We start from the raw sequence: 19,677 nt of genomic DNA, 5'->3' as shown, positions 1-19,677 counted from the left end.
CCCGTATCGAGATCGAAGAGGAGTCCCCGTGACCGAGATCAGCGAGACCGACCTGCTGGCGTCCGTGCCCGATGGGCTGTTCATCGGCGGGCAGTGGCGCCCGGCGGCGGAGGGCAGGACCCTCGTCGTGCGCGACCCCGCGACCAACGGCGTGGTCAAGGAGATCGCCGACGCGTCGCCGGAGGACGGCAAGGCGGCGCTGGATGCCGCGGTCGAGGCGTTCCCGGCGTGGGCGGCGACCCCCGCACGCGAGCGGGCGGAGATCCTGCGTCGTGCGTTCGACCTGCTGCAGGAGCGCAAGGAGGAGTTCGCGCTCCTCATGACGATCGAGATGGGCAAGCCGCTGGCCGAGGCGCGCGGGGAGGTCGCCTACGGCGGCGAGTTCCTGCGCTGGTTCAGCGAGGAGACGACCCGGGTGCAGGGCCGGTACGGCGCGAACCCCGAGGGCACCGGCCGCATGATCGTGTCGCAGCACCCCGTCGGGCCGTGCTTCCTGATCACGCCGTGGAACTTCCCGCTGGCCATGGCCACCCGCAAGATCGCTCCGGCGCTCGCGGCCGGCTGCACCGTGGTCATCAAGCCCGCCGAGCTCACCCCGCTGACGACCCTCGCGTTCGCGAAGCTGCTCGAGGACGCCGGGCTTCCGGCCGGTGTCGTGAACGTGTTCACGACCTCGACCTCGGGGGCGGTGTCGGAGCCCATCATCCGCGACCCGCGTCTGCGCAAGCTCTCCTTCACCGGCTCCACGCAGGTCGGCCAGCGTCTGCTCGAGCAGGCGGCGCAGGGCGTGCTGCGCACCTCGATGGAGCTCGGCGGCAACGCCCCGTTCGTGGTGTTCGACGACGCCGACCTCGACAAGGCGGTCGACGGCGCGATGCTCGCGAAGTTCCGCAACATCGGCCAGGCGTGCACCGCGGCCAACCGGTTCATCGTGCACCGCTCCGTCGCCGACGAGTTCGCCCGCCGCGTGACCGAGCGGGTGCAGGGCATGAAGATCGGCCGCGGCACCGAGGAAGGCGTGGCGATCGGCCCGCTCATCGATGACCGCGCGGTCGCCAAGGCCGCCCAGCTCGTGGCGGACGCCGTCGAGCGCGGCGCGTCGGTGGCCACCGGCGGCAGCGCGCTCGAGGGCCCCGGCACGTTCTACCAGCCCACCGTCGTCACCGACGTGCAGGCCGGCAGCGACATCCTGCGCGAGGAGATCTTCGGACCGGTCCTCGCGATCGTCCCCTTCGACACCGAGGACGAGGCGATCGCCCTGGCCAACGACACCGAGTACGGCCTGGTCTCGTACGTGTTCACCGAAAGCCTCTCGCGCGGCCAGCGCATGATCGAGCGGCTCGAGACCGGCATGATGGGCCTGAACATGGGCGTCGTCTCCAACGCCGCGGCTCCGTTCGGCGGCTGGAAGATGTCGGGCCTGGGCCGCGAGGGCGGCGCCGAGGGCATCCACGAGTACCTCCAGACCAAGTACACGCTCACCCCGCAGCCGTTCTGACCCTTCGTCTCGCTGCGCTCGTTCAGGGACCGCCCTTCGTCACGCTCCGACGAGGCGAAGGGCGGTTGTCCCACCCGCGCGGCAGGATGGGGGGATGGATGCCGCCACCGTCGTCGCCGAGCGGCTGCGCTCCCATCGCCTGAGCGCCCCGGTCGCGAGCGTCGCCGAGGCGGCGCGGCACATGCTCGCCACGCAGGGGCAGGAGTTCTGGGGCGGGCGCTGGGCGCTGGCCTCACGCACGCGAGGCGCGCCGAGCGTGGGCGAGGTCGACGCGGCGTTCGATCGCGGGGAGATCGTGCGCACGTGGACGATGCGGGGCACGATCCACCTCATCCCTCCCGAGGACGTCGCCTGGGTGCTGTCGCTGACGGGGGAGCGGCAGATCCGCGCCGCCGCGGCGGTGCACCGCCGCGAGGCGATCGACGGTGCCGAGACCGCGCGCGCCGAGTCGGTCGCCCGCGGGGCGCTCGCCGGCGGTGAGCGGCTGACCCGAGCGGAGCTTTTCGCCGTGTTCGAGGGCGCCGGCATCTCGACGGCCGGCCAGCGCGGCTACCACCTGCTCACGAACCTCTCGATGCGCGCCGTGGTCTGCCAGGGGCCCGTCGTGCCGCGGGCGGGCGGCGCCACGCGCGAGCAGTACATCGTCCTCGCCGAGGACTGGATCCGGGATGCCGCGAGCCCGTCCGACCCGCTCGCCGAGTTCTTCGTCCGCTTCGTGCGGGCTCACGGGCCGGCCGGTGCGCGCGACTTCGCGTGGTGGTCGGGGCTGCCCCTGGGCTCGGCGCGCTCTGCGGCGGAACGCGCGTCCACCCGGATCACGGTCGTCGGCGAGCATCCGGAGCCGCAGTATCTCGCGGCCGGACCCCGGCCGCGCCGCATCGCGGCGGCTCCGCGGGTGCTCGCCCTGCCGCCGTTCGAGGAGTACTACCTCTCCTACGCCGACCGCTCCGTGCCGTGTGCGCCCGAGTTCCTCTCCGCGGTCGGCCCGGGCATGAACGGCAACGTGCGTCCGATCCTCGTCGCCGACGGCCAGGTCGTCGGCGTGTGGACCCATTCGCTCGCCGTCGGTCGCCACGCGGACGATCCGATTCCCGAGCTGTTCGCGCCGGGCGCGGCATCCCCCGAGGAGATCGCCGCGGCGCTCGATCGGTACCGCGCCTTCATCACCGCCTGAGTGCGCTCAGACGTGGCGGTCGAGGAAGGCGTAGACCTCGCTGTCATCGACGCCGGGGAACGCGCCGCGGGGGAGCGGCGAGAACATCTGCATGTGCACGCGGGCGCTCGGCCAGGCCCTGCCCGCCCATCGCGCGGTGACCTCGCCGTCGGCGCGGCGGCAGCAGGCCTCGTCGGGGCAGGTCGAGACGGCGCGCTTCTGGGTCTCGCGTCCGCGGAACCACCGGGCGTCGTCGAACGGCACGCCGACCGTGATCGAGAAGTCGCCGTCGGCGGTGGTGCCCGTCTGCGAGGAGCACCAGTAGGTTCCGGCGGGTGTGTCGGTGTACTGGTAGTGCTCCGTGGTGCGGTTCTGCTCGGAGAACGCCGCCCGCGCCGAGAACTTGCGGCACGCCACCTGGCCGTCGACGGCGCCGGTGACATCCATCGGCAGCGGCAGGTCGTCGTTCTCGTAGACGCGCTGGATCGCGCCGGTGCCGTCGACGCGCAGGAAATGCAGACGGATGCCGAGGTGGCGGGTCGCGAGGTTCGTGAGCCGCATGCCGGCGGCCTCGTGCGTCACACCGAACGCATCGCGGAAGTCCTCGACGGCGAGGTTGCGGTCCTTCTTCGCCTGCTGCAGGAACGCCGCCGATGCGGTCTCGGGCATGAGGCAGCAGGCCGCGTAGTAGTTGATCTCGAGGCGCTGCTGCAGGAAATCGGCGTAGTCGGTGGGCGGCTTGTGGCCGAGCAGGCGGTGCGCCATGGCCTGGAGCGCCATCGAGCGGAGACCATGGCCGCCGGGGATCGACGCCGGCGGCAGGTAGATGCGCCCGTTCTCGAGGTCGGTGATCGAGCGGGTCGACCGGGGCAGGTCGCTCACGTACAGGAGCTCGAAGCCGAGCTGCTCGGCCATGATGCTCACCGTGCGGTGGGTGAGCGCCCCCGAGACGTGCCCGGCGGCCTTGAGCTGCTTCTCGGCGAGCTTCTCGATGTCGGGCAGGTAGTTGTCGATGGCGCGCATCTTCAACCGCAGCTCGGTGTTGGCGCGGCGGGCCTCCTCGGGGGTCGCGATCGCCTCCCGCTCGCGGCGTTGCAGCTCGCGGTGCAGACCAAGGATCGACTCGAGCGTGTCGTCGGACATGCCCTTGGTGACCTTCACGGGCGTGATGCCCAGCTGTCGGAACACGGATCCCGCCTGGGCGCGCTCCAGCTCGATCTCGAGCGCCGCGCGGCGATTGGGCGGCTCTGCGGAGAGCAGATCGCCGACGTCCACCCCCGTCGCGGCGGCGATCGCCTGCAGCAGCGACAGCTTCGGCTCCCGCTTGCCGTTCTCGATGAGGCTGAGCTGGCTGCCCGCGACGCCGACCTTCTCGCCGAGCTCGTCGAGCGTGTACCCGTGCTCGAGACGCTGGTGGCGGATGCGGTGACCGAGGGTGGAGAGCTCGAGCGATGACGGCATTCCTTGATCGTAGCGAAAGAATTGCGACTTTTGACACGTGATCCGCCGGGAAGAAGCATCCATCGCCCGTCAAAGTGGAGGAAGACCAAAGATCTACCGTCCGCATCGAAGAGGAGCGACCTCATGGCTCTGGCCGATATCTTCACTCGCCCGATCGACACCGCAGGCTCGCAGCCGGTCCGGCGCGAGACCGGCCTCGTCCCCACCATCCAGGGGGCCGGCATGGCCGCGCTGCGGGAGTGGGTCGACGAGATCGCGGCGCTGACCACGCCCGACCGCATCCACTGGGTCGACGGCTCGCGCGCCGAGAACGACCAGTTCCTGCGGGAGATGGTCGACGAGGGCAAGCTCATCAAGCTCAACCCCGAGTGGCGGCCCGGCTCGTACCTGGCGCGCTCGCACCCGAGCGATGTCGCCCGCACCGAGGGTCGCACCTACATCGCCTCGGAGCGCGAGGAGGACGCCGGTCCCACGAACAACTGGGTCGCGCCGGATGAGATCCGCGCAACGATCACGCCGCTGTTCGAAGGGTCGATGAAGGGCCGCACGATGTACGTCGTGCCCTTCTCGATGGGCGCCGTCGGCGGACCGCTGTCGCACATCGGCGTGCAGGTCACCGACTCGGCCTACGCCGTGGCATCCATCGGCATCATGACGCGCGTCGGAACCGAGGTCGTCCGCGAGATCGCGGGCGGCGCCCCGTGGGTGAAGACGGTGCACTCGGTGGGCGCCCCGCTGGCACCGGGCGAGGCCGACGTGGCGTGGCCGTGCAACGACGAGAAGTACATCGTGCACTTCCCCGAGACGCTCGAGGTGTGGTCGTTCGGCTCCGGCTACGGCGGCAACGCGATCCTCGCGAAGAAGTGCTTCGCGCTGCGGATCGCCTCGGTCATCGGCCGCAACGAGGGGTGGCTGGCCGAGCACATGCTGCTGATCCGCGTGATCGACCCGGCCGGCCGGGCGTACCACATCGCCGCGGCCTTCCCGTCGGCGTGCGGCAAGACCAACCTCGCGATGCTGCGGCCGACGATCCCCGGCTGGCGGGTCGAGACCCTCGGCGACGACATCGCCTGGCTGCGGCCCGGCGAGGACGGGCGCCTGTGGGCGATCAACCCCGAGGCCGGCTTCTTCGGCGTCGCGCCCGGCACCGGCGAGTCCACCAACGTGACCGCGGTCGAGACGCTGTGGGGCAACACGATCTTCACCAACGTGGCGCTGCGCCCCGACGGCGACGTGTGGTGGGAGGGTCTCACCGACACCCCGCCCGCCGAGCTCACCGACTGGGAGGGCAAGCCCTGGACGCCGGCCTCCGGGCGCCCGGCCGCCCACCCGAACTCGCGCTTCACCGTCGCCGCGGCCCAGTGCCCGCAGATCGCGCCCGACTGGGACGCCCCCGAGGGTGTGCCGCTGGATGCGATCCTGTTCGGCGGCCGCCGCGCGACCAACGTGCCGCTCGTGGTCGAGGCCACCGACTGGACGCACGGCGTCTTCATGGGCTCGAACATCTCGTCGGAGCGCACCGCGGCCGCCGAGGGGACCGTCGGCGAGCTGCGCCGCGACCCGTTCGCGATGCTGCCCTTCTGCGGCTACAACATGGCCGACTACTTCGGCCACTGGCTGAAGGTCGGGCAGAAGCTGCGCTTCGACCGGGCGCCGCGCGTGTTCCAGGTGAACTGGTTCCGCAAGGGCGCCGACGGCCGGTTCCTGTGGCCCGGATTCGGCGACAACGCCCGCGTCATCGACTGGATCATCCGCCGCATCGACGGCGAGGTCGGCGCGGTCGACAGCCCCATCGGGCGCCTGCCGAAGACGGCCGACCTCGACCTCGACGGCATCGAGGTGCCGCAGGCCGACCTCGACGAGCTGTTCGCGATCGACCGCGACTCGTGGATGCGCGAAGCCGACCTCACCGAGGAGTTCTACCGCACGTTCGAGGGGCGCGTCCCCGCCCCGCTGTGGGCCGAGCTCGCCGCCCTGCGGTACCGCCTGCAGCGCGCCTGAGGGCACGGCGCGCGGCCCGGCCGGCCCGCTGCTCGGCCGGCGCCTGTTCGCCCTCCGCCCGCTGCTCGGCCGGCGCCTGTTCGCCCTCCGCCCGCTGCTCGGCCGGCGCCTGTTCGCCCTCCGCCCGCTGCTCCGCTGTCGCAATCGGTCACCATTCGACCGATTCGTGACAGCGGAGCAGCGAGGGCTGGGCGCGACGCCGCGAGTCAGACCAAGAGCTGGTGCTTGGCGAGGTCGCGGTAGAGCGGGGTGGACTGCACGAGCTCCGAGTGCGTGCCCTGGCCGACGACGCGGCCGTGGTCCATGACCACGATGTGGTCGCTGTCGACCACCGTCGACAGCCGGTGCGCGATGACGATGAGCGTGCGTCCGGAGGCGACCGCGTCGATCGCCTCGCGCATGCGCTGCTCGTTGAGTCCGTCCAGCGACGACGTCGACTCGTCGAGCAGCAGGATCGGCGGGGCGGCGAGCAGCGCACGCGCGATCGCGAGGCGCTGACGCTCGCCGCCGGAGAGCATGACGCCGCTCTCGCCCACGGGCGCATCCAGCCCCAGGTCGCTGCGGTCGAGCACCTCGCCGAGGTTCACGGCGCGCAGAACCCGCTCGCACTCCGCATCGGTCGCGTCGGGCGCGGCGAGCCGCAGGTTGTCGCCGATCGTGCCGGCGAGGGTCGGCGCATCCTGCTCGACGTAGCCGAGCTGGGCGCGCAGCGCCGTGCGGTCGAGCGTGCGCACGTCGGCGCCGCTCAGCAGGATCGCGCCGCCGGTCGGGTCGTAGAACCGCTCGATGAGGGCGAGCGTGGTGCTCTTGCCCGCCCCGGAGGGACCCACCAGCGCCACCCGCGCTCCACGGGGAACGCGGAACGACACGCCTCGCAGCACCTCGGTGGCATCGGCGTCGGCGGAGCCGTCGACAGAAGTGGATGCCGCCTCCAGCGCCCGTGCGGAGTCGTCGACGTGCGCGTTCTCCAGCAGCGCGCGCGCCTCGGTCTCGGCCTTGCGGCGGGCTTCGACCACATTCGCCGGGTAGCGGAAGCGCACGTCGCGGAATTCGACGGCGGCGGCATCCACCGGGGCGGCCGCATCCGAGCCCGCCGCAGCCGCCGCAGCCGGCGCTCCGTCCGCGCCCGGCGCGGCATCCGCGGCGATCTCGGCATCGCGGGCGTCTTCGCTCGGCAGGTCGAGCACCTCCTGGATGCGCCCGAGCGCCCCCAGGGCCTGGCTGACCGAGGTGATGGCACCGAAGAACGAGCCGAGCGGGGCGATCAGCATGAACAGGAACATGATGAAGGTCACCAGGCTCGCGATCGTGATCGCGCCGGTGGCGACGCGGAAGCCGCCGAGGCCGATGACCACCAGCAGCGACACCTGCAGCGCGATGCCGGCGATCGGCACCACCAGCGCCGACACCTTCGCGATGCGCACGCCCACGCGGTAGGCCTCGGTCGCCTGGATGGTGACCGCGTCGACCTCGCGTTCGGTGGCGCCGGCAGCGCGTACCGTGCGGATCGATCCGACGGCGCGCTCGACGCCCGAGGCGAGGGCGCCGACCTTCTCCTGCTGCTCCGTCGAGGCCTTGCGGATGCGGCCGCTGAGCGCGGTCACGCCCACCACCGAGATCGCGATGACGAGCACGATGATCGCCAGCAGCAGCGGGTCGATGATCGCCATCGCCACCAGGGCGCCGACGAACAGGAGCGCGTTGCCGACCGAGTCGGCGAGGCCCTGGGTGAGTGCGGCGTACAGGAGCGTGGTGTCGCTGCCCACCCGCGAGACGAGGTCGCCGGTGCGGCGGGCGTCGAACTCGCTGATGGGCAGGTGCAGGATGCGCGCGATGAGCTTGCGGCGGCTCGAGTAGACCACGGCGGTGCCGGTGCGCTGCAGCAGGTAGTGCTGGTAGCCCGAGATGAGGGAGGCGAGGATCACGAACCCGACGAGCGCCCACAGCAGGATGCCGAGGTCGAGGTTCTCCTGCACCCGCGTGATCACCTGACCCACCAGCAGCGGCTGGATGAGGGATGCCGCGGCGCCGAGGATGCTCAGCACGACCACCACCGCGAGCGTGGCCTTGTGCTCGAACAGGAACGGCAGCAGCTGCGCGAGCGAGGCGCGCGGGCCGTCGTCTTTGACCCGGCGCGAACCGCGGCCGCGCCGGGCGGGCGCCGGGGCGGCGGGGGAGGCGACGGGAGTCGAGGGGCTGTCGTCGATGTCGGCGGAGGGCATGGGTGTACCTCGTTCGTTCAGGGGGTCACCTACGACCGTACTTCTTGTGGACGCCCTGTCACGCCGTTGTCGACGTCGGCCGACGTCGGCCGACGGCCGAGCCGGCTGTCAGGCGCGTGGCGCGTCGACGGCGGCGCCGCCGCCCTCGGGGGCGGTGACGCGCATCTCGCGGAGGCGTGCGACCACGAGCCAGCCGGGCAGCACGACCATGCACAGGATCGGGAGGATCGCGGGGTCGCCCGCGACGACCGCCGCGATGAACAGGGAGAGCCAGCCGTCGCGCACGACGATGAGGCAGACGCCGAGCACGCCGGCTGCCACCGCGACCGGCAGCGGCGTGCCGGGGAAGAGCGCGTAGGCGAGGATGCCGATCGCGGCGCCGATGAACACGGTGGGGAAGACGCGGCCGCCGCGGAAGCCGGCCGCCGCGGCGATGAGGAGGGCCGTCACCTTGATGAGCACGATGATCGCGACCTGTCCCGCGCTGAGGTCGTCGGCCTCCTGCGCGAGCTGCTGCATCTGCTCCAGGCCCTTGAACATGGTCACCTCGCCGCCGATCGCGCCGAGGACGCCCAGGAGCAGCCCGCCGACGGTCAGCGGAAGGATCGGGTTGCGCCAGCGGTGGAAGATCCGGTGCAGATGCGGGAACGCCCACAGCATGATGGCGCCCACGCCGATCCCGACCCCGCACACCGCCAGGGCGATGCCGAGGTCGAGGAGCACGTTCGGGGTGTAGGAGGGGAGATCGATCGCCAGGGTGTGGTCGCTCAGCAGCATCATGACCAGCGACCCCGATGCCGCCGACGCGAGCGGGAGGAACAGGCGGTCCCAGAGCAGCTCCTTGGATGCCACGGTGGCGGCGACCGTCGTGGCCAGCAGCGCCGCGCCCACGGGCGAGCCGAACAGGGCGCCGAACGTGCCGGTGACCACCATCAGGATGACGAGCTTCGTCGGAACGGCCGGGAGGAACTTCGTGAAGATCCATGCCGCGACGGCGACGTTGATCGCGATGATCGGGCCTTCCGGTCCGAGGCTGACGCCGGTCGCCAGCGTGATGACGGCCGCCAGCGCGATGCCCGGGAGGGTGGACAGCCGCTCGGGGTGAGGGAAGAACGATTCGGTCGCCGGATCGGGACCGGCGTGCCCGGGCATGAACCGCACCAGCAGTCCGGTCGCCAGGCCCGCGGCGGTCAGCACGACGATGACCCACCAGCCGGTGTACGGATCGAATCCGCCGGCGGCGGGGATGGCTTCCCACAGCACCGAGTCCAGCCCCTCGGCGAGCAGATCGAGCACGATGAGGCTGAGGGCGCTTCCGATCCCCACGAGCAGCGCGGGCACGGTCATCAGCAGCAGACGGCGTGTGATGGATGCCTCGGCGGGCACGTCTCCCCCCAGGCGTCCGCGGGGCTCCGGATCGGGTGGGCCGGCGTGCGTCTCGTCGCTCATGGCGTCCTCGTTTCTGCGGGTCGGTGCGGCCAAGCGTCCCGCGCCCAGGATAGGGCGCGGGACGCGTGCGCGCCCGGTGTCGCCGGTCGCGATTACAGTAGTCCGGTGCCAGAACCCGTGATCCACGCGAAGAACCTCGTGAAGGCCTACAAGGTCAAGGGCAAAGACGACTTCCTGGCCGTCGACGGCCTCGACTTCGAGGTCGCCCCCGGGGAGTCGTTCGGCCTGCTCGGCCCGAACGGGGCGGGCAAGTCGACGACGATGAAGATGATCGGGGCCGTGTCCACCCGCACGGGCGGCGACCTCAGCATCCTCGGCCTCGACCCCGACCGCTACGGCCCCGAGATCCGGTCGCGGCTGGGGGTCGTGCCGCAGCAGGACAACCTCGACGGCGAGCTCAACGCCCGCGAGAACCTCCACATCTACGGGCGCTACTTCGGCCTTCCCGGCAAGGTCTGCCAGCAGAAGGCCGACGAGCTGCTCGCCTTCGCGCAGCTCGAGGAGAAGGCCAAGAACAAGGTCGACCAGCTCTCGGGCGGCATGAAGCGGCGCCTCACGATCGCGCGCGGCCTCATCAACGACCCGCGCATCCTGCTGCTCGACGAGCCGACGACCGGCCTCGACCCGCAGGCGCGGCACGTGCTGTGGGATCGCCTGTTCCGCCTGAAGGAGCGGGGCACGACCCTCGTGCTGACCACGCATTACATGGACGAGGCCGAGCAGCTGTGCGACCGGCTGATCGTCGTCGACAAGGGCCGCATCATGGCGGAGGGCACGCCGTCGTCGCTCATCCGCGAGCACTCCAGCCGCGAGGTGCTCGAGGTGCGCTTCGGCTCCGACCGCAACGAGCAGGTGGCCCCGCAGCTGGAGGGCATCGGCGAGCGTGTGGAGGTGCTGCCCGACCGCATCCTCGTCTATGCCGCCGACGGCGAGGCCGCGCTCGAGCAGATCACCCACCGCGGGCATCACCCGGTCACCTCGCTGGTGCGCCGATCCTCGCTGGAGGACGTCTTCCTCCGCCTCACGGGACGGTCGCTCATCGAATGAGCGGCGCGTCGAACGAACCGGGCGGGATGCCGCAGCCGGCCGCCGCGCGGGCGGACAGCCTGCCGACGCTCGAGGAGCTGCGTGCGGAGGCGCTGGAGTGGGGCCGGAAGCCGCGACGGCGGGGAGCGCTCTACGTCACCGAGCACATGCTGCGGGCGATGCGCGCCTACGGGTGGACGATCCTCGTCGGCGGGCTCGGTCAGCCGGTGCTGTACCTGCTCGGCCTCGCGGTGGGCCTCGCCGCCCTCATCGACGCTCCGATCACCGAGGGTGGCATCGAGGTGTCGTACCTCGTCTTCGTCGCGCCAGCTCTGCTGATGACGGCGGCGATCCAGGTCGGGGCGGAGGAGTTCTCGTACCCCGTGATCGCCGGCTTCAAGTATCGTCGCTACTTCTTCGGATTCAGCGCGTCGGCACTCTCACCCGGTCAGATCGCCGGTGGCGTCGTGCTCGGCGCCGCTGCGCGGATGGTCTTCGTCGTGGCGGCGTACTACGCGTTCCTCTGGATCTTCCAGGCGGTGCCGAACCCGGCCACGGGGTGGCTGATGATCCCGATCGGCGTGCTGGCGGGGCTCGCGTTCGGCATCCCGTACATGGCGTACTCGGCGTCGATCACCGAGGACAAGGGGCAGATCGCCCTGGTGCAGCGGTTCGTCTTCATGCCGATGTTCCTGTTCTCGGGAACGTTCTACCCGCTCGCGACCCTGCCGCTGTGGCTGCAGTGGATCGGCTGGGTGTCGCCGCTGTGGCACGCGTCGGAACTCGGTCGGATCGTCTCGTACGACAAGCCTGCCGACCCCATCGCGATCGCCGTGCACGTCGGCTATCTGCTGCTGCTGGCGGTCGGCGCTTTCGCGGTCGCGCGCCGCACCTTCCGAAGGAGGCTCGGCGAATGACCACCGTGACAGAGATCGCCCCGGTGCGCTCCGGGGGAGTGCGTGCCCTGTGGGCGGGCAACCCGCAGTCGGTCGTGCAGCGCGGGCTCATCGCGGCGCGCTCCTCGAGCTGGGCTGTCGTCGTGTCGGGTTTCTTCGAGCCCGTGTTCTATCTCGCCTCGATGGGGATCGGCCTCGGCGCCCTCATCGGCGACGTGGAGACCTCCTCGGGCGTCGCGGTCTCCTACGCCGCGTTCATCGCCCCGGCGCTGCTGGCGGTATCGGCGATGAACGGCGCGATCTACGACTCGACGTGGAACGTGTTCTTCAAGCTCAACTACGGCAAGCTCTACGAGGGAATGCTCGCGACCTCCCTGGGCCCGCTCGATGTCGCGCTCGGCGAGATCCTGTACGCGCTGCTGCGGGGCCTGCTCTACGCCACCGGCTTCATGATCATCATGCAGCTGCTCGGGCTGAACCTGTCGTGGACGGCGATCCTCGCCCTGCCCGCGGTGCTGCTGATCGCTTTCGGCTTCGCGAGCCTGGGTATGGCTGTCACAAGCTACATGAAGACCTTCCAGCAGATGGACTGGATCAACTTCATACTGCTGCCGATGTTCCTCTTCTCGGCGACGCTGTACCCGATCACGGTCTACCCCGAGTGGATCCAGACGATCATCATGGCGTTCCCGCTGTGGCACGGGGTCGAGCTCATCCGGGGCCTGACCACCGGCATCCTCAGCCCCGACATGCTCTGGCACGTGCTCTACTACGTCGTCATGATCGCGATCGGCCTGGTCTTCACGACCAAGCGGCTGCGGGCGCTGTTCCTCGACTGACGCCACCCCCGAAACGGCGAGAGTGCACCTGGGCGACGAGGGTGCAGCGCCGGGGCGCGGCCTCGTCCGCCAGATGCACTCTCGCGGAACGGTGGTTGGTCGGGAAGGGGAGGGGTCAGCGCCAGATCACGGCGAGACCGGCGTTCAGGAGCGTCAGCGCGCCGATGCCCCAGAAGAGCACGGGCGGCACCGAACCGGTCTTGCGCTGGCGGGCCTGCCCGATGCCGAGGAACGCGCCGATGATCAGCAGCACGACGAGCTTCGTGCCGATCTTGGCGTAGTTCAGCTCATGCGAGATGCCCCACGGCGCGGCGAGGGCCAGGCCCGCGACCGCCGCGACCGTGACGCCGATGTGCTGCAGCGGGGTCACGCCGAAGCGGCGGGTGTACACCTCGACGGCCCACGCGCCGAACAGCAGCGCGAAGCCGATGAGGTGGATGAAGAGAACGATGTGACGGAGGGTCTCCATGCCCGACATCGTACCTTACGTATTACTGAAGGTTGGCGAGTTCCCGCAGCAGCAGAGTGGTGCGCACGGCGGCGTCGGCGGCCTCGGCGCCCTTGTCCTCCTTCGAGCCGGCCAGGCCCGCGCGGTCGAGGCCCTGCTGCTCGTCGTCGAGGGTGAGCACGCCGAATCCGACCGGCTTGCCGGTGTCGAGCGCGACGCGGGTGAGCCCGTCGGTGGCCGCCGACGAGACGAACTCGAAGTGGGGCGTGCCGCCGCGGATGATCACGCCGAGCGCGACGACCGCATCGGCGCCGCCGTCGAGGGCGGCCCTCGCGGCGACGGGCAGCTCGAACGAGCCGGGCACCCGCACCAGGTGCGAGGTGGCGCCCGCGGCGTCGAGCGTGCGCTGGGCTCCGGCGATGAGACCGTCGGTGATGACCTCGTGCCACGTGCCCGCGATGATCACTACGCGCAGGCCGGTGGCATCGATGCTCTCGGCCTGGGGGGCTCCGGTGCCGCTCATCGGTCTGCTCCTTCGTGCATCTGCGCCAGGGCGTCGGCGAGGTCGTCTTCGGCGATGACGTGCCCCATGCGATCGCGCTTGGTGGCGAGGTACTGGTGGTTGTTCGGGCCCACGCCGACCAGCAGCGGCACCTGCTCGACGATGTCGAGGCCGAACGTGCGCAGCTGCGTCACCTTGTCGGTGTTGTTCGTGAGCAGGCGCACCCGTGAGACGCCGAGGTCGGCGAGAATCCCGGCGGCCGCCGCGTAGTCGCGCGCATCGGCGGGCAGGCCCAGCGCCAGGTTGGCGTCGACGGTGTCCAGTCCGCGCTCCTGCAGGCTGTAGGCGCGCAGCTTGTTGATGAGCCCGATGCCGCGTCCCTCGTGTCCGCGCATGTAGATGACGACGCCGCCATCTTTCTCGATCGCGTCGAGCGCGGCATCCAGCTGGGGGCCGCACTCGCACTTGAGCGAGCCGAACGCCTCGCCCGTGAGGCACTCCGAGTGCACGCGCACCAGGGGGGCCTCGTCGGACAGATCGCCGGAGACCACCGCGAGGTGATCGGTGCCGGTCATGCGGTCCTTGTAGGCGAGGAAGCGGAACGAGCCGTGCCCGGTCGGCACGTGCGACTCGGCGCGCAGGCTCACACGGCGCCGGTGCGGCGAGTGGGCGGCCGTGTCGCGCGGGTGGTGCTCGTCGAGGTACGCGATCAGCTGCTCGATCGTGATGACGGGGACGCCGTCGCGCGCGCCCAGCTCGAGCAGGCCCGGCAGGCGCATCATCGAACCGTCCTCGGCGACGACCTCGGCGATCGCGCCCACCGGCTCGAGACCGGCGAGGGTCATGAGCTCGACCGCTGCCTCGGTGTGTCCGCCGCGCTCGCGCACGCCGCCGTCGACGGCCCGCAGCGGCAGGATGTGCCCCGGGCGGATGACGCTCGTGGGCGTGGAGGTGGGGTCGGCGAGCACGTTGAGGGTGTGTGCGCGGTCGGACGCGCTGATGCCGGTGGAGACGCGGTCGGCGGCATCCACACTCACGGTGTAGGCCGTGCCGCGCGCGTCTTCGTTGGTCTCCACCATCGGCGGCAGGTCGAGCCGGTCCGCCCACTCGGCCGGCATCGGCGCGCAGATGAAGCCGCTCGACCAGCGCACGGTCCAGGCGATGGCCTCGGCGGTGGCCAGCTGCGCCGAGAGCACGACGTCACCCTCGTTCTCGCGGTTCTCGTCGTCGGCCACGATGATGGGCTTGCCCGCGCGCAGCGCATCCAGCGCCTCGGGGATGGGGGAAAGGCTCATCGCGAGCCTCCTTCCGTGGAGACCGCGACGGCGGTCGGGGTGAAAGCGAGGAGGCGCTGCACGTGGCGCGCCAGGATGTCGGTCTCCAGGTTCACACGGTCGCCGGCGACGCGTGCGCCCAGTGTCGTGGCGGCGAGGGTCTCGGGGATGAGGGACACCTCGAACCAGTGCACGTCGGCGTCGGCGGGGCTGGCGGCACTGACCGTGAGCGAGACGCCGTCGACGGCGATCGAGCCCTTGTCGACCACGAGGGGCGCCAGGTGCGCGGGCACGGAGACGCGCACCACGCGCCACTGCGCGCCGGGGCGCACCTCGAGCACCTCGCCGGTGCCGTCGATGTGGCCCTGCACGATGTGGCCGCCCAGGCGGCCGTGCGCGACCGTCGCCCGCTCGAGGTTCACCAGGCGGCCCGGCTCGACGCCGGTGAGCGTGGACATGTCGAGCGTCTGCTTCATGACGTCGGCGGTGAACCAGTCCGCGCCCTGGTCGACCACGGTCAGGCACACGCCGCTGACGGCGATCGAGTCGCCGTGTGCGGCATCCGACACCGCCTTCGGGGCGCGCACGGTCACGCGCACGCCGTCGCCCGCAGGCGCGACGGCGGTGATCTCGCCCATCTCCTCGACGATTCCGGTGAACATCAGCTCTCTCCTTCGTCCGCGGTCGCGGAGTCGTCCGTTCCCGCCGCGGTGCCGGCGGGGTGGGCGACGATCAGCAGGTCGTCTCCCAGGTGCTCGATGGATGCCACGCGCAGCCGTCGCTGGTCGGCGATCGTGTCGACCCCGATCGCGCCGAGCGCGGGGCGGTCGGCGCCGTCGGCGCCCGCGCCGATGAGGGTCGGGGCGACGTAGGCGAGCACCTCATCGACGAGACCGGCGGAAAGGAACGCGCTCGCGAGCGTCGGGCCGCCCTCGACGAACACCCGCTGCACGCCGTCGGCGCGCAGCGCGTCGAGCGCCGCGTCGAGCGTCGCGTCCAGGCGGCGCAGGGGCAGGGGATGCCGGTGCACGGCGGCGTCGGGGGGGAGGGGGCGCCGGCCGACGACAACCGGGGCAGGCTGGTGGTCGTAGAGCGTGCCGTCGGGCCTGCGGGCGGTGAGAGCCGGATCGTCGGCGAGCACCGTGCCCGTGCCGACGACGATGGCGTCGGCCTCGGCGCGGCGGCGGTGCACGTCGGCCCGGGCGAGGGGGCCGGTGATCCACTGGCTCGTGCCGTCGGCGGCAGCGGCACGGCCGTCGAGGCTCTGCGCCCACTTCACGGTGACGTGCGGGCGGCCGAGCTTCTGCACGGCGAGCCAGTCGGCGATGACGTCCAGCGACTCGTCGCGCATGAGATGCGGCTCGACCTCGACGCCGGCAGCCGCCAGCCGCTCGGCGCCGCCCGACGATTCGACGTTCGGGTCGTCGGCGCCGAAGACGACGCGCGCGACGCCGGCGGCCAGAAGTGCCTCGGAGCACGGGCCGGTGCGGCCGTGGTGGTTGCAGGGCTCGAGCGTGACCACAGCGGTGGCGCCGCGCGCGGCATCCCGATCCAGCTTCGACAAGGCGTCGACCTCGGCGTGCGCGGTGCCGGCGCCGTGGTGCCAGCCCTCGGCGATGATCTCGCCGCCCGGCGAGAGCAGGACGGCGCCCACCTGCGGATTGACGCCCCGCGGGCCGCGGCGCGCAAGCTCGAGCGCGTGACGCATCGCCTCGCGTTCGGTGGCGCTCACCGTCATGCCTGTCCTCGTCTCGCTCGTCGATCACGGCGTTCCGGGGCGCAGGATGTCGACGGCGCGCGTGGCGCCGCCCGTGCTTCCTCCCATCCGGACTAGCGACGACCGCTGCTCGCGCAGCTGCCCTCGCATCACCGTCGGTCCCGGAATTCCACCGGATCAGCCGCGGCGGCGCCCGATCGGGCGCGTATGCCGTGGCTCGCGGACTGTCACCGCCGGTTCGGATTCTCACCGACCCCGGAGCACGTAGATGCTCTCGAGTCTACTCAACGTGCGCGTTGCGGTTTCATTCCGGGTGCGCCGCTCACGTCGTCGAGGCGGCCTGCAGCGCCCGTGCGGTCGTGTCGTCGATGACCAGGTCGGTCGCCAGGCGCGCGGCGAGCGCGCCGCGGACGCTGGCGAGCTTGGTGACGCCCGACACGATGCACACCCGCCGGGGCACCCGCCGCAGCACGTCGAACCGGGGCCCGGTCGCCCGCTCGTTGAGCGCGATGCCGGTGCTGGAGCCGTCGGCGCGGTAGAACACCGTCGCGACGTCGCCGACGACGCCCTCGGCCGCCAGCGACTGCAGATCGCGGGTCTCGAGGTACCCGCCGCTGTACACGTGACTGGGCACCGAGGAGTCGGCGGCGCCGGTGCTGAACACGACGAGGTCCATCGCGTCCTGCAGGGCGAGGATGCGGCGGGTGCTGCGCTCCCGCCACATCGCGCTGCGCGTGCGCGGGTCGTCGAAGAACGCGGGCACCGGGAACTGCTGGGCGCTGCCGCCGAACGCCGCGGCGAACCGTCGCAGGATCTCGCTCGCGTAGAGCAGGCCGGTGGTGTGGGTGTTGCCCGACCCGTTCAGCTGCACGAACGCCGTGCCGCGCACCGCCTTGGGCACGAGGCGCCTGCTGACGGCGGCGGTCGTGGACCCCCAGGCGACGCCGACGATCATGTCGGTCTTGACCAGTTCGTGCAGCAGGTGGGCGGCCGCCGCCGCCACCCGCTCGAGGCTCTCCACCTCGCTCGCGTCGTCGGGCACGGGCACGACGTGGGCGGTGACGCCGAAGCGGGCGGCGATGTCGTCTTCGAGGCGCCGCGGTGCGGCGAACGGCGAGCGGATGCGGATGTCGACGATGCCGGTTGCACGGGCGTGCGCGAGCAGGCGCGACACCGTCGAGCGGGACGTGTCGAGTTCGCGGGCGATCGCCTCCATCGTGCGCTCCTGCACGTAGTACAGGTGCGCCGCGGTCAGGGCGCGCTGGGCGGTGCGGGCGTCGGGTTCCGGAGTCGACATGATCCCATCGTGCACGTTTGTGCAAAACAAGTGCAAGAACGTCCACGGATGTCAGGATGGGGGCAGTCGTCACCGACCAGTCACCACCGGAGGGGAAGAGATGACGGAGTCACCCGCACACCGAGGCTTCACCGAGCTGGCGCAGCGCCCGTACGCCGATGTGCTCATCGTCGGCGGAGGCATCAACGGCCTGGCCGCGTTCCGCGACCTCGCGATGCAGGGCGTGGATGTCGCCCTCGTCGAGCGCGGCGACTTCGCCGGCGGCGCGTCGTCGGCCTCGTCCCACATGATCCACGGCGGCATCCGGTACCTCGAGAACGGGGAGTTCCGCCTCGTGCACGAAGCGGTGACCGAGCGCAACGGGCTCCTGAAGGTCGCGCCGCATTACGTGCGTCCGCTGCGGACGACGATCCCGATCTTCTCGACCTTCTCCGGCATCCTCTCCGCGCCGATGCGGTTCCTCCGCCACGGCGCAGGTCCCCGCCGCGAGCGCGGTGCGGCGCTGATCAAGATCGGCCTCGTGATCTACGACTCCTTCTCCCGTGGCGGCGGGCGGGTCGGCCGTCACACCTTCCGCGGACGGCGTCGCTCGCTCGAGGTGCTGCCGCACCTCGACCCCCGCGTGAAGTACACCGCGACCTACTGGGATGCCTCGCTGCACGATCCCGAGCGACTCGCGATCGATGTGCTGCGCGACGGCCGGGCCGCCGGCCGCGCGAACGCCCGCGCCGCCAACCACACCGCGGCGGTGGGAGTGGACGAGGGCAGGATCGTGCTGCAGGACGGACTCACCGGCGAGCGCGCCACCTTCGCGGCATCCGTCGTCATCAATGCGACCGGGCCCTGGGCGGACCTCACCAACCTCGCTCTCGGGGCGCCGACGCGCTTCATGGGCGGCACGAAGGGCTCGCACATCGTGCTCGACCACCCCGAGCTGCTGGAGGCGACCGCCGGCCGGGAGCTCTTCTTCGAGAACGAGGACGGCCGCATCGTGCTCATCTACCCGCTCAAGGGGCGGGTCATGGTGGGCACGACCGACCTCGAGCACGACATGGCCGACCCGGTCGCGTGCACCGAGGCCGAGGTCGACTACTTCTTCGATCTGATCGGCCAGGTGCTCCCCGGCATCGCCGTCGACCGCTCGCAGATCGTCTACCGGTTCGCCGGGGTGCGCCCCCTGCCGGGCCACGGCGACATGGCGCCGGGCTTCGTCTCGCGCGACTACCGCATCGAGTCCGCCCCGCTCGCCGGCGGCGAGACCACCGTGCTCAGCCTCGTCGGCGGCAAGTGGACCACCTTCCGCGCGTCGGGTGAGGCCCTTGCCGACCGCGCCCTCGACCTCCTCTCCGTGCCGCGGCGCACGAGCACCAAGGGGGTGGGCATCGGCGGCGGTCGCGGCTACCCCACGACCGACGTCGCGCGGCGCAAGTGGGTGGCCGTGCACTGCGCCGATCTCGCGCCGTCGCGCGTGGAGACGCTGCTGGACCGCTACGGCACCGTCGCCGCCGATGTCATCGACGCCCTCGGCGCCGATGCCGACGACGCGCCCCTCGTGCATGCCCCGGACTACAGCACGGGCGAACTGCGCCACCTCGCCGCCACCGAAGACGTCGTGCACCTGGACGATCTGCTGCTGCGGCGCACGAGCCTCGCGTTCATCGGGGCGGCCACGCCGGAGCTGGCGGCCGAGGCCGCGGCGGCGATCGCGCCCGTGCTCGGGTGGGATGCCGCGCGGGTCGAGTCCGAGGTCGGCCGGGCGCTGGATCGCGTGCACGCCGCCGACCCGACCTGGCAGCCCGCGGGTGGGCAGACGGCCGACGCGCGATAGCCTGACCGCAGTCCGCCGCGCGGCGGACGTCGATGATCCGCCGCACGGGAGCGGCGTGAGGAAGGA

The 19,677-nt window shown here is 71.6% G+C and carries 16 protein-coding genes and 1 riboswitch; of the genes, 7 read left to right on the top strand and 9 right to left on the bottom strand.

What is annotated here, in order from left to right:
• Nucleotides 1-37: 37 nt before the first annotated feature.
• Nucleotides 38-1,498 carry an NAD-dependent succinate-semialdehyde dehydrogenase gene (locus HQM25_RS12525; RefSeq protein WP_438803635.1) on the top strand — a complete coding sequence of 487 codons (1,461 nt, stop codon included), beginning with the start codon at nucleotides 38-40 and terminating at the stop codon, nucleotides 1,496-1,498.
• Nucleotides 1,499-1,592: 94 nt separating this feature from the next.
• Nucleotides 1,593-2,672 carry a winged helix DNA-binding domain-containing protein gene (locus HQM25_RS12520; protein WP_172990533.1) on the top strand — a complete coding sequence of 360 codons (1,080 nt, stop codon included), beginning with the start codon at nucleotides 1,593-1,595 and terminating at the stop codon, nucleotides 2,670-2,672.
• 6 nt (nucleotides 2,673-2,678) lie between these two features.
• Here HQM25_RS12520 and HQM25_RS12515 read toward each other — a convergent pair whose 3' ends face one another.
• Complete coding sequence (locus tag HQM25_RS12515; protein ID WP_172990532.1) at nucleotides 2,679-4,112, bottom strand: XRE family transcriptional regulator; 1,434 nt, start codon at nucleotides 4,110-4,112, stop codon at nucleotides 2,679-2,681.
• A 123-nt stretch (nucleotides 4,113-4,235) separates the two neighbouring features.
• Between HQM25_RS12515 and HQM25_RS12510 the strand changes: the two genes are divergently transcribed.
• The gene (locus tag HQM25_RS12510) at nucleotides 4,236-6,113 is read left to right on the top strand and encodes a phosphoenolpyruvate carboxykinase (GTP) (RefSeq protein WP_172990531.1); all 1,878 of its coding nucleotides are present in this window, start codon (nucleotides 4,236-4,238) and stop codon (nucleotides 6,111-6,113) included.
• A gap of 206 nt (nucleotides 6,114-6,319) precedes the next feature.
• Here the strand turns inward: HQM25_RS12510 and HQM25_RS12505 are convergent, their stop codons facing one another.
• Nucleotides 6,320-8,335 carry an ABC transporter ATP-binding protein gene (locus HQM25_RS12505; RefSeq protein ID WP_172990530.1) on the bottom strand — a complete coding sequence of 672 codons (2,016 nt, stop codon included), beginning with the start codon at nucleotides 8,333-8,335 and terminating at the stop codon, nucleotides 6,320-6,322.
• Between the two features lie 108 nt (nucleotides 8,336-8,443).
• The gene (locus tag HQM25_RS12500) at nucleotides 8,444-9,784 is read right to left on the bottom strand and encodes an ion channel protein (protein ID WP_172990529.1); all 1,341 of its coding nucleotides are present in this window, start codon (nucleotides 9,782-9,784) and stop codon (nucleotides 8,444-8,446) included.
• 105 nt (nucleotides 9,785-9,889) lie between these two features.
• Between HQM25_RS12500 and HQM25_RS12495 the strand changes: the two genes are divergently transcribed.
• Genes HQM25_RS12495 through HQM25_RS12485 form a run of 3 tightly spaced genes read left to right on the top strand, consistent with a single transcriptional unit; the run spans nucleotide 9,890 to nucleotide 12,545 of the window.
• On the top strand, nucleotides 9,890-10,831 hold the full coding sequence (locus tag HQM25_RS12495) for an ABC transporter ATP-binding protein (RefSeq protein ID WP_172990528.1): 942 nt from the start codon (nucleotides 9,890-9,892) through the stop codon (nucleotides 10,829-10,831).
• 26 nt (nucleotides 10,832-10,857) lie between these two features.
• A complete protein-coding gene (locus tag HQM25_RS12490; protein ID WP_172991657.1) occupies nucleotides 10,858-11,727 on the top strand; it encodes an ABC transporter permease in 870 nt (289 codons plus the stop codon).
• Nucleotides 11,724-12,545: an ABC transporter permease gene (locus HQM25_RS12485; RefSeq protein ID WP_172990527.1), complete on the top strand. Its 822-nt coding sequence runs from the start codon at nucleotides 11,724-11,726 to the stop codon at nucleotides 12,543-12,545. Before HQM25_RS12490 ends, HQM25_RS12485 begins: the two co-directional genes overlap by 4 nt.
• A 115-nt stretch (nucleotides 12,546-12,660) precedes the next feature.
• Here HQM25_RS12485 and HQM25_RS12480 read toward each other — a convergent pair whose 3' ends face one another.
• The 6 genes from HQM25_RS12480 to HQM25_RS12455 all read right to left on the bottom strand — a co-directional run bounded on the left by HQM25_RS12480 (nucleotide 12,661) and on the right by HQM25_RS12455 (nucleotide 17,783).
• Nucleotides 12,661-13,014 carry a Fe-S protein gene (locus tag HQM25_RS12480; RefSeq protein WP_172990526.1) on the bottom strand — a complete coding sequence of 118 codons (354 nt, stop codon included), beginning with the start codon at nucleotides 13,012-13,014 and terminating at the stop codon, nucleotides 12,661-12,663.
• A gap of 22 nt (nucleotides 13,015-13,036) precedes the next feature.
• Nucleotides 13,037-13,516 carry a 6,7-dimethyl-8-ribityllumazine synthase gene (gene ribH / locus HQM25_RS12475; RefSeq protein WP_172990525.1) on the bottom strand — a complete coding sequence of 160 codons (480 nt, stop codon included), beginning with the start codon at nucleotides 13,514-13,516 and terminating at the stop codon, nucleotides 13,037-13,039.
• Nucleotides 13,513-14,790 (bottom strand): GTP cyclohydrolase II, encoded by a 1,278-nt coding sequence (ribA, locus tag HQM25_RS12470; protein WP_172990524.1) that lies wholly within the window; start codon nucleotides 14,788-14,790, stop codon nucleotides 13,513-13,515. The genes ribH and ribA overlap by 4 nt, the downstream gene beginning before the upstream one ends.
• A complete protein-coding gene (locus HQM25_RS12465) occupies nucleotides 14,787-15,431 on the bottom strand; it encodes a riboflavin synthase (RefSeq protein WP_172990523.1) in 645 nt (214 codons plus the stop codon). The genes ribA and HQM25_RS12465 overlap by 4 nt, the downstream gene beginning before the upstream one ends.
• Nucleotides 15,431-16,507, bottom strand: a complete 1,077-nt coding sequence (ribD, locus tag HQM25_RS12460; protein WP_172990522.1) for a bifunctional diaminohydroxyphosphoribosylaminopyrimidine deaminase/5-amino-6-(5-phosphoribosylamino)uracil reductase RibD — start codon at nucleotides 16,505-16,507, stop codon at nucleotides 15,431-15,433. Before ribD ends, HQM25_RS12465 begins: the two co-directional genes overlap by 1 nt.
• Before the next feature lie 70 nt (nucleotides 16,508-16,577).
• Nucleotides 16,578-16,753, bottom strand: a riboswitch (FMN riboswitch).
• A 55-nt stretch (nucleotides 16,754-16,808) separates the two neighbouring features.
• Nucleotides 16,809-17,783, bottom strand: a complete 975-nt coding sequence (locus tag HQM25_RS12455) for a sugar-binding transcriptional regulator (protein ID WP_172990521.1) — start codon at nucleotides 17,781-17,783, stop codon at nucleotides 16,809-16,811.
• A 100-nt stretch (nucleotides 17,784-17,883) separates the two neighbouring features.
• Between HQM25_RS12455 and HQM25_RS12450 the strand changes: the two genes are divergently transcribed.
• Nucleotides 17,884-19,611 carry a glycerol-3-phosphate dehydrogenase/oxidase gene (locus HQM25_RS12450; RefSeq protein WP_172990520.1) on the top strand — a complete coding sequence of 576 codons (1,728 nt, stop codon included), beginning with the start codon at nucleotides 17,884-17,886 and terminating at the stop codon, nucleotides 19,609-19,611.
• Nucleotides 19,612-19,677 lie beyond the last annotated feature (66 nt).

This window comes from Microbacterium hominis (genome assembly GCF_013282805.1).
GTDB lineage: Bacteria > Actinomycetota > Actinomycetes > Actinomycetales > Microbacteriaceae > Microbacterium > Microbacterium hominis_B.
This window is presented reverse-complemented; position numbering and strand designations above follow the sequence as displayed.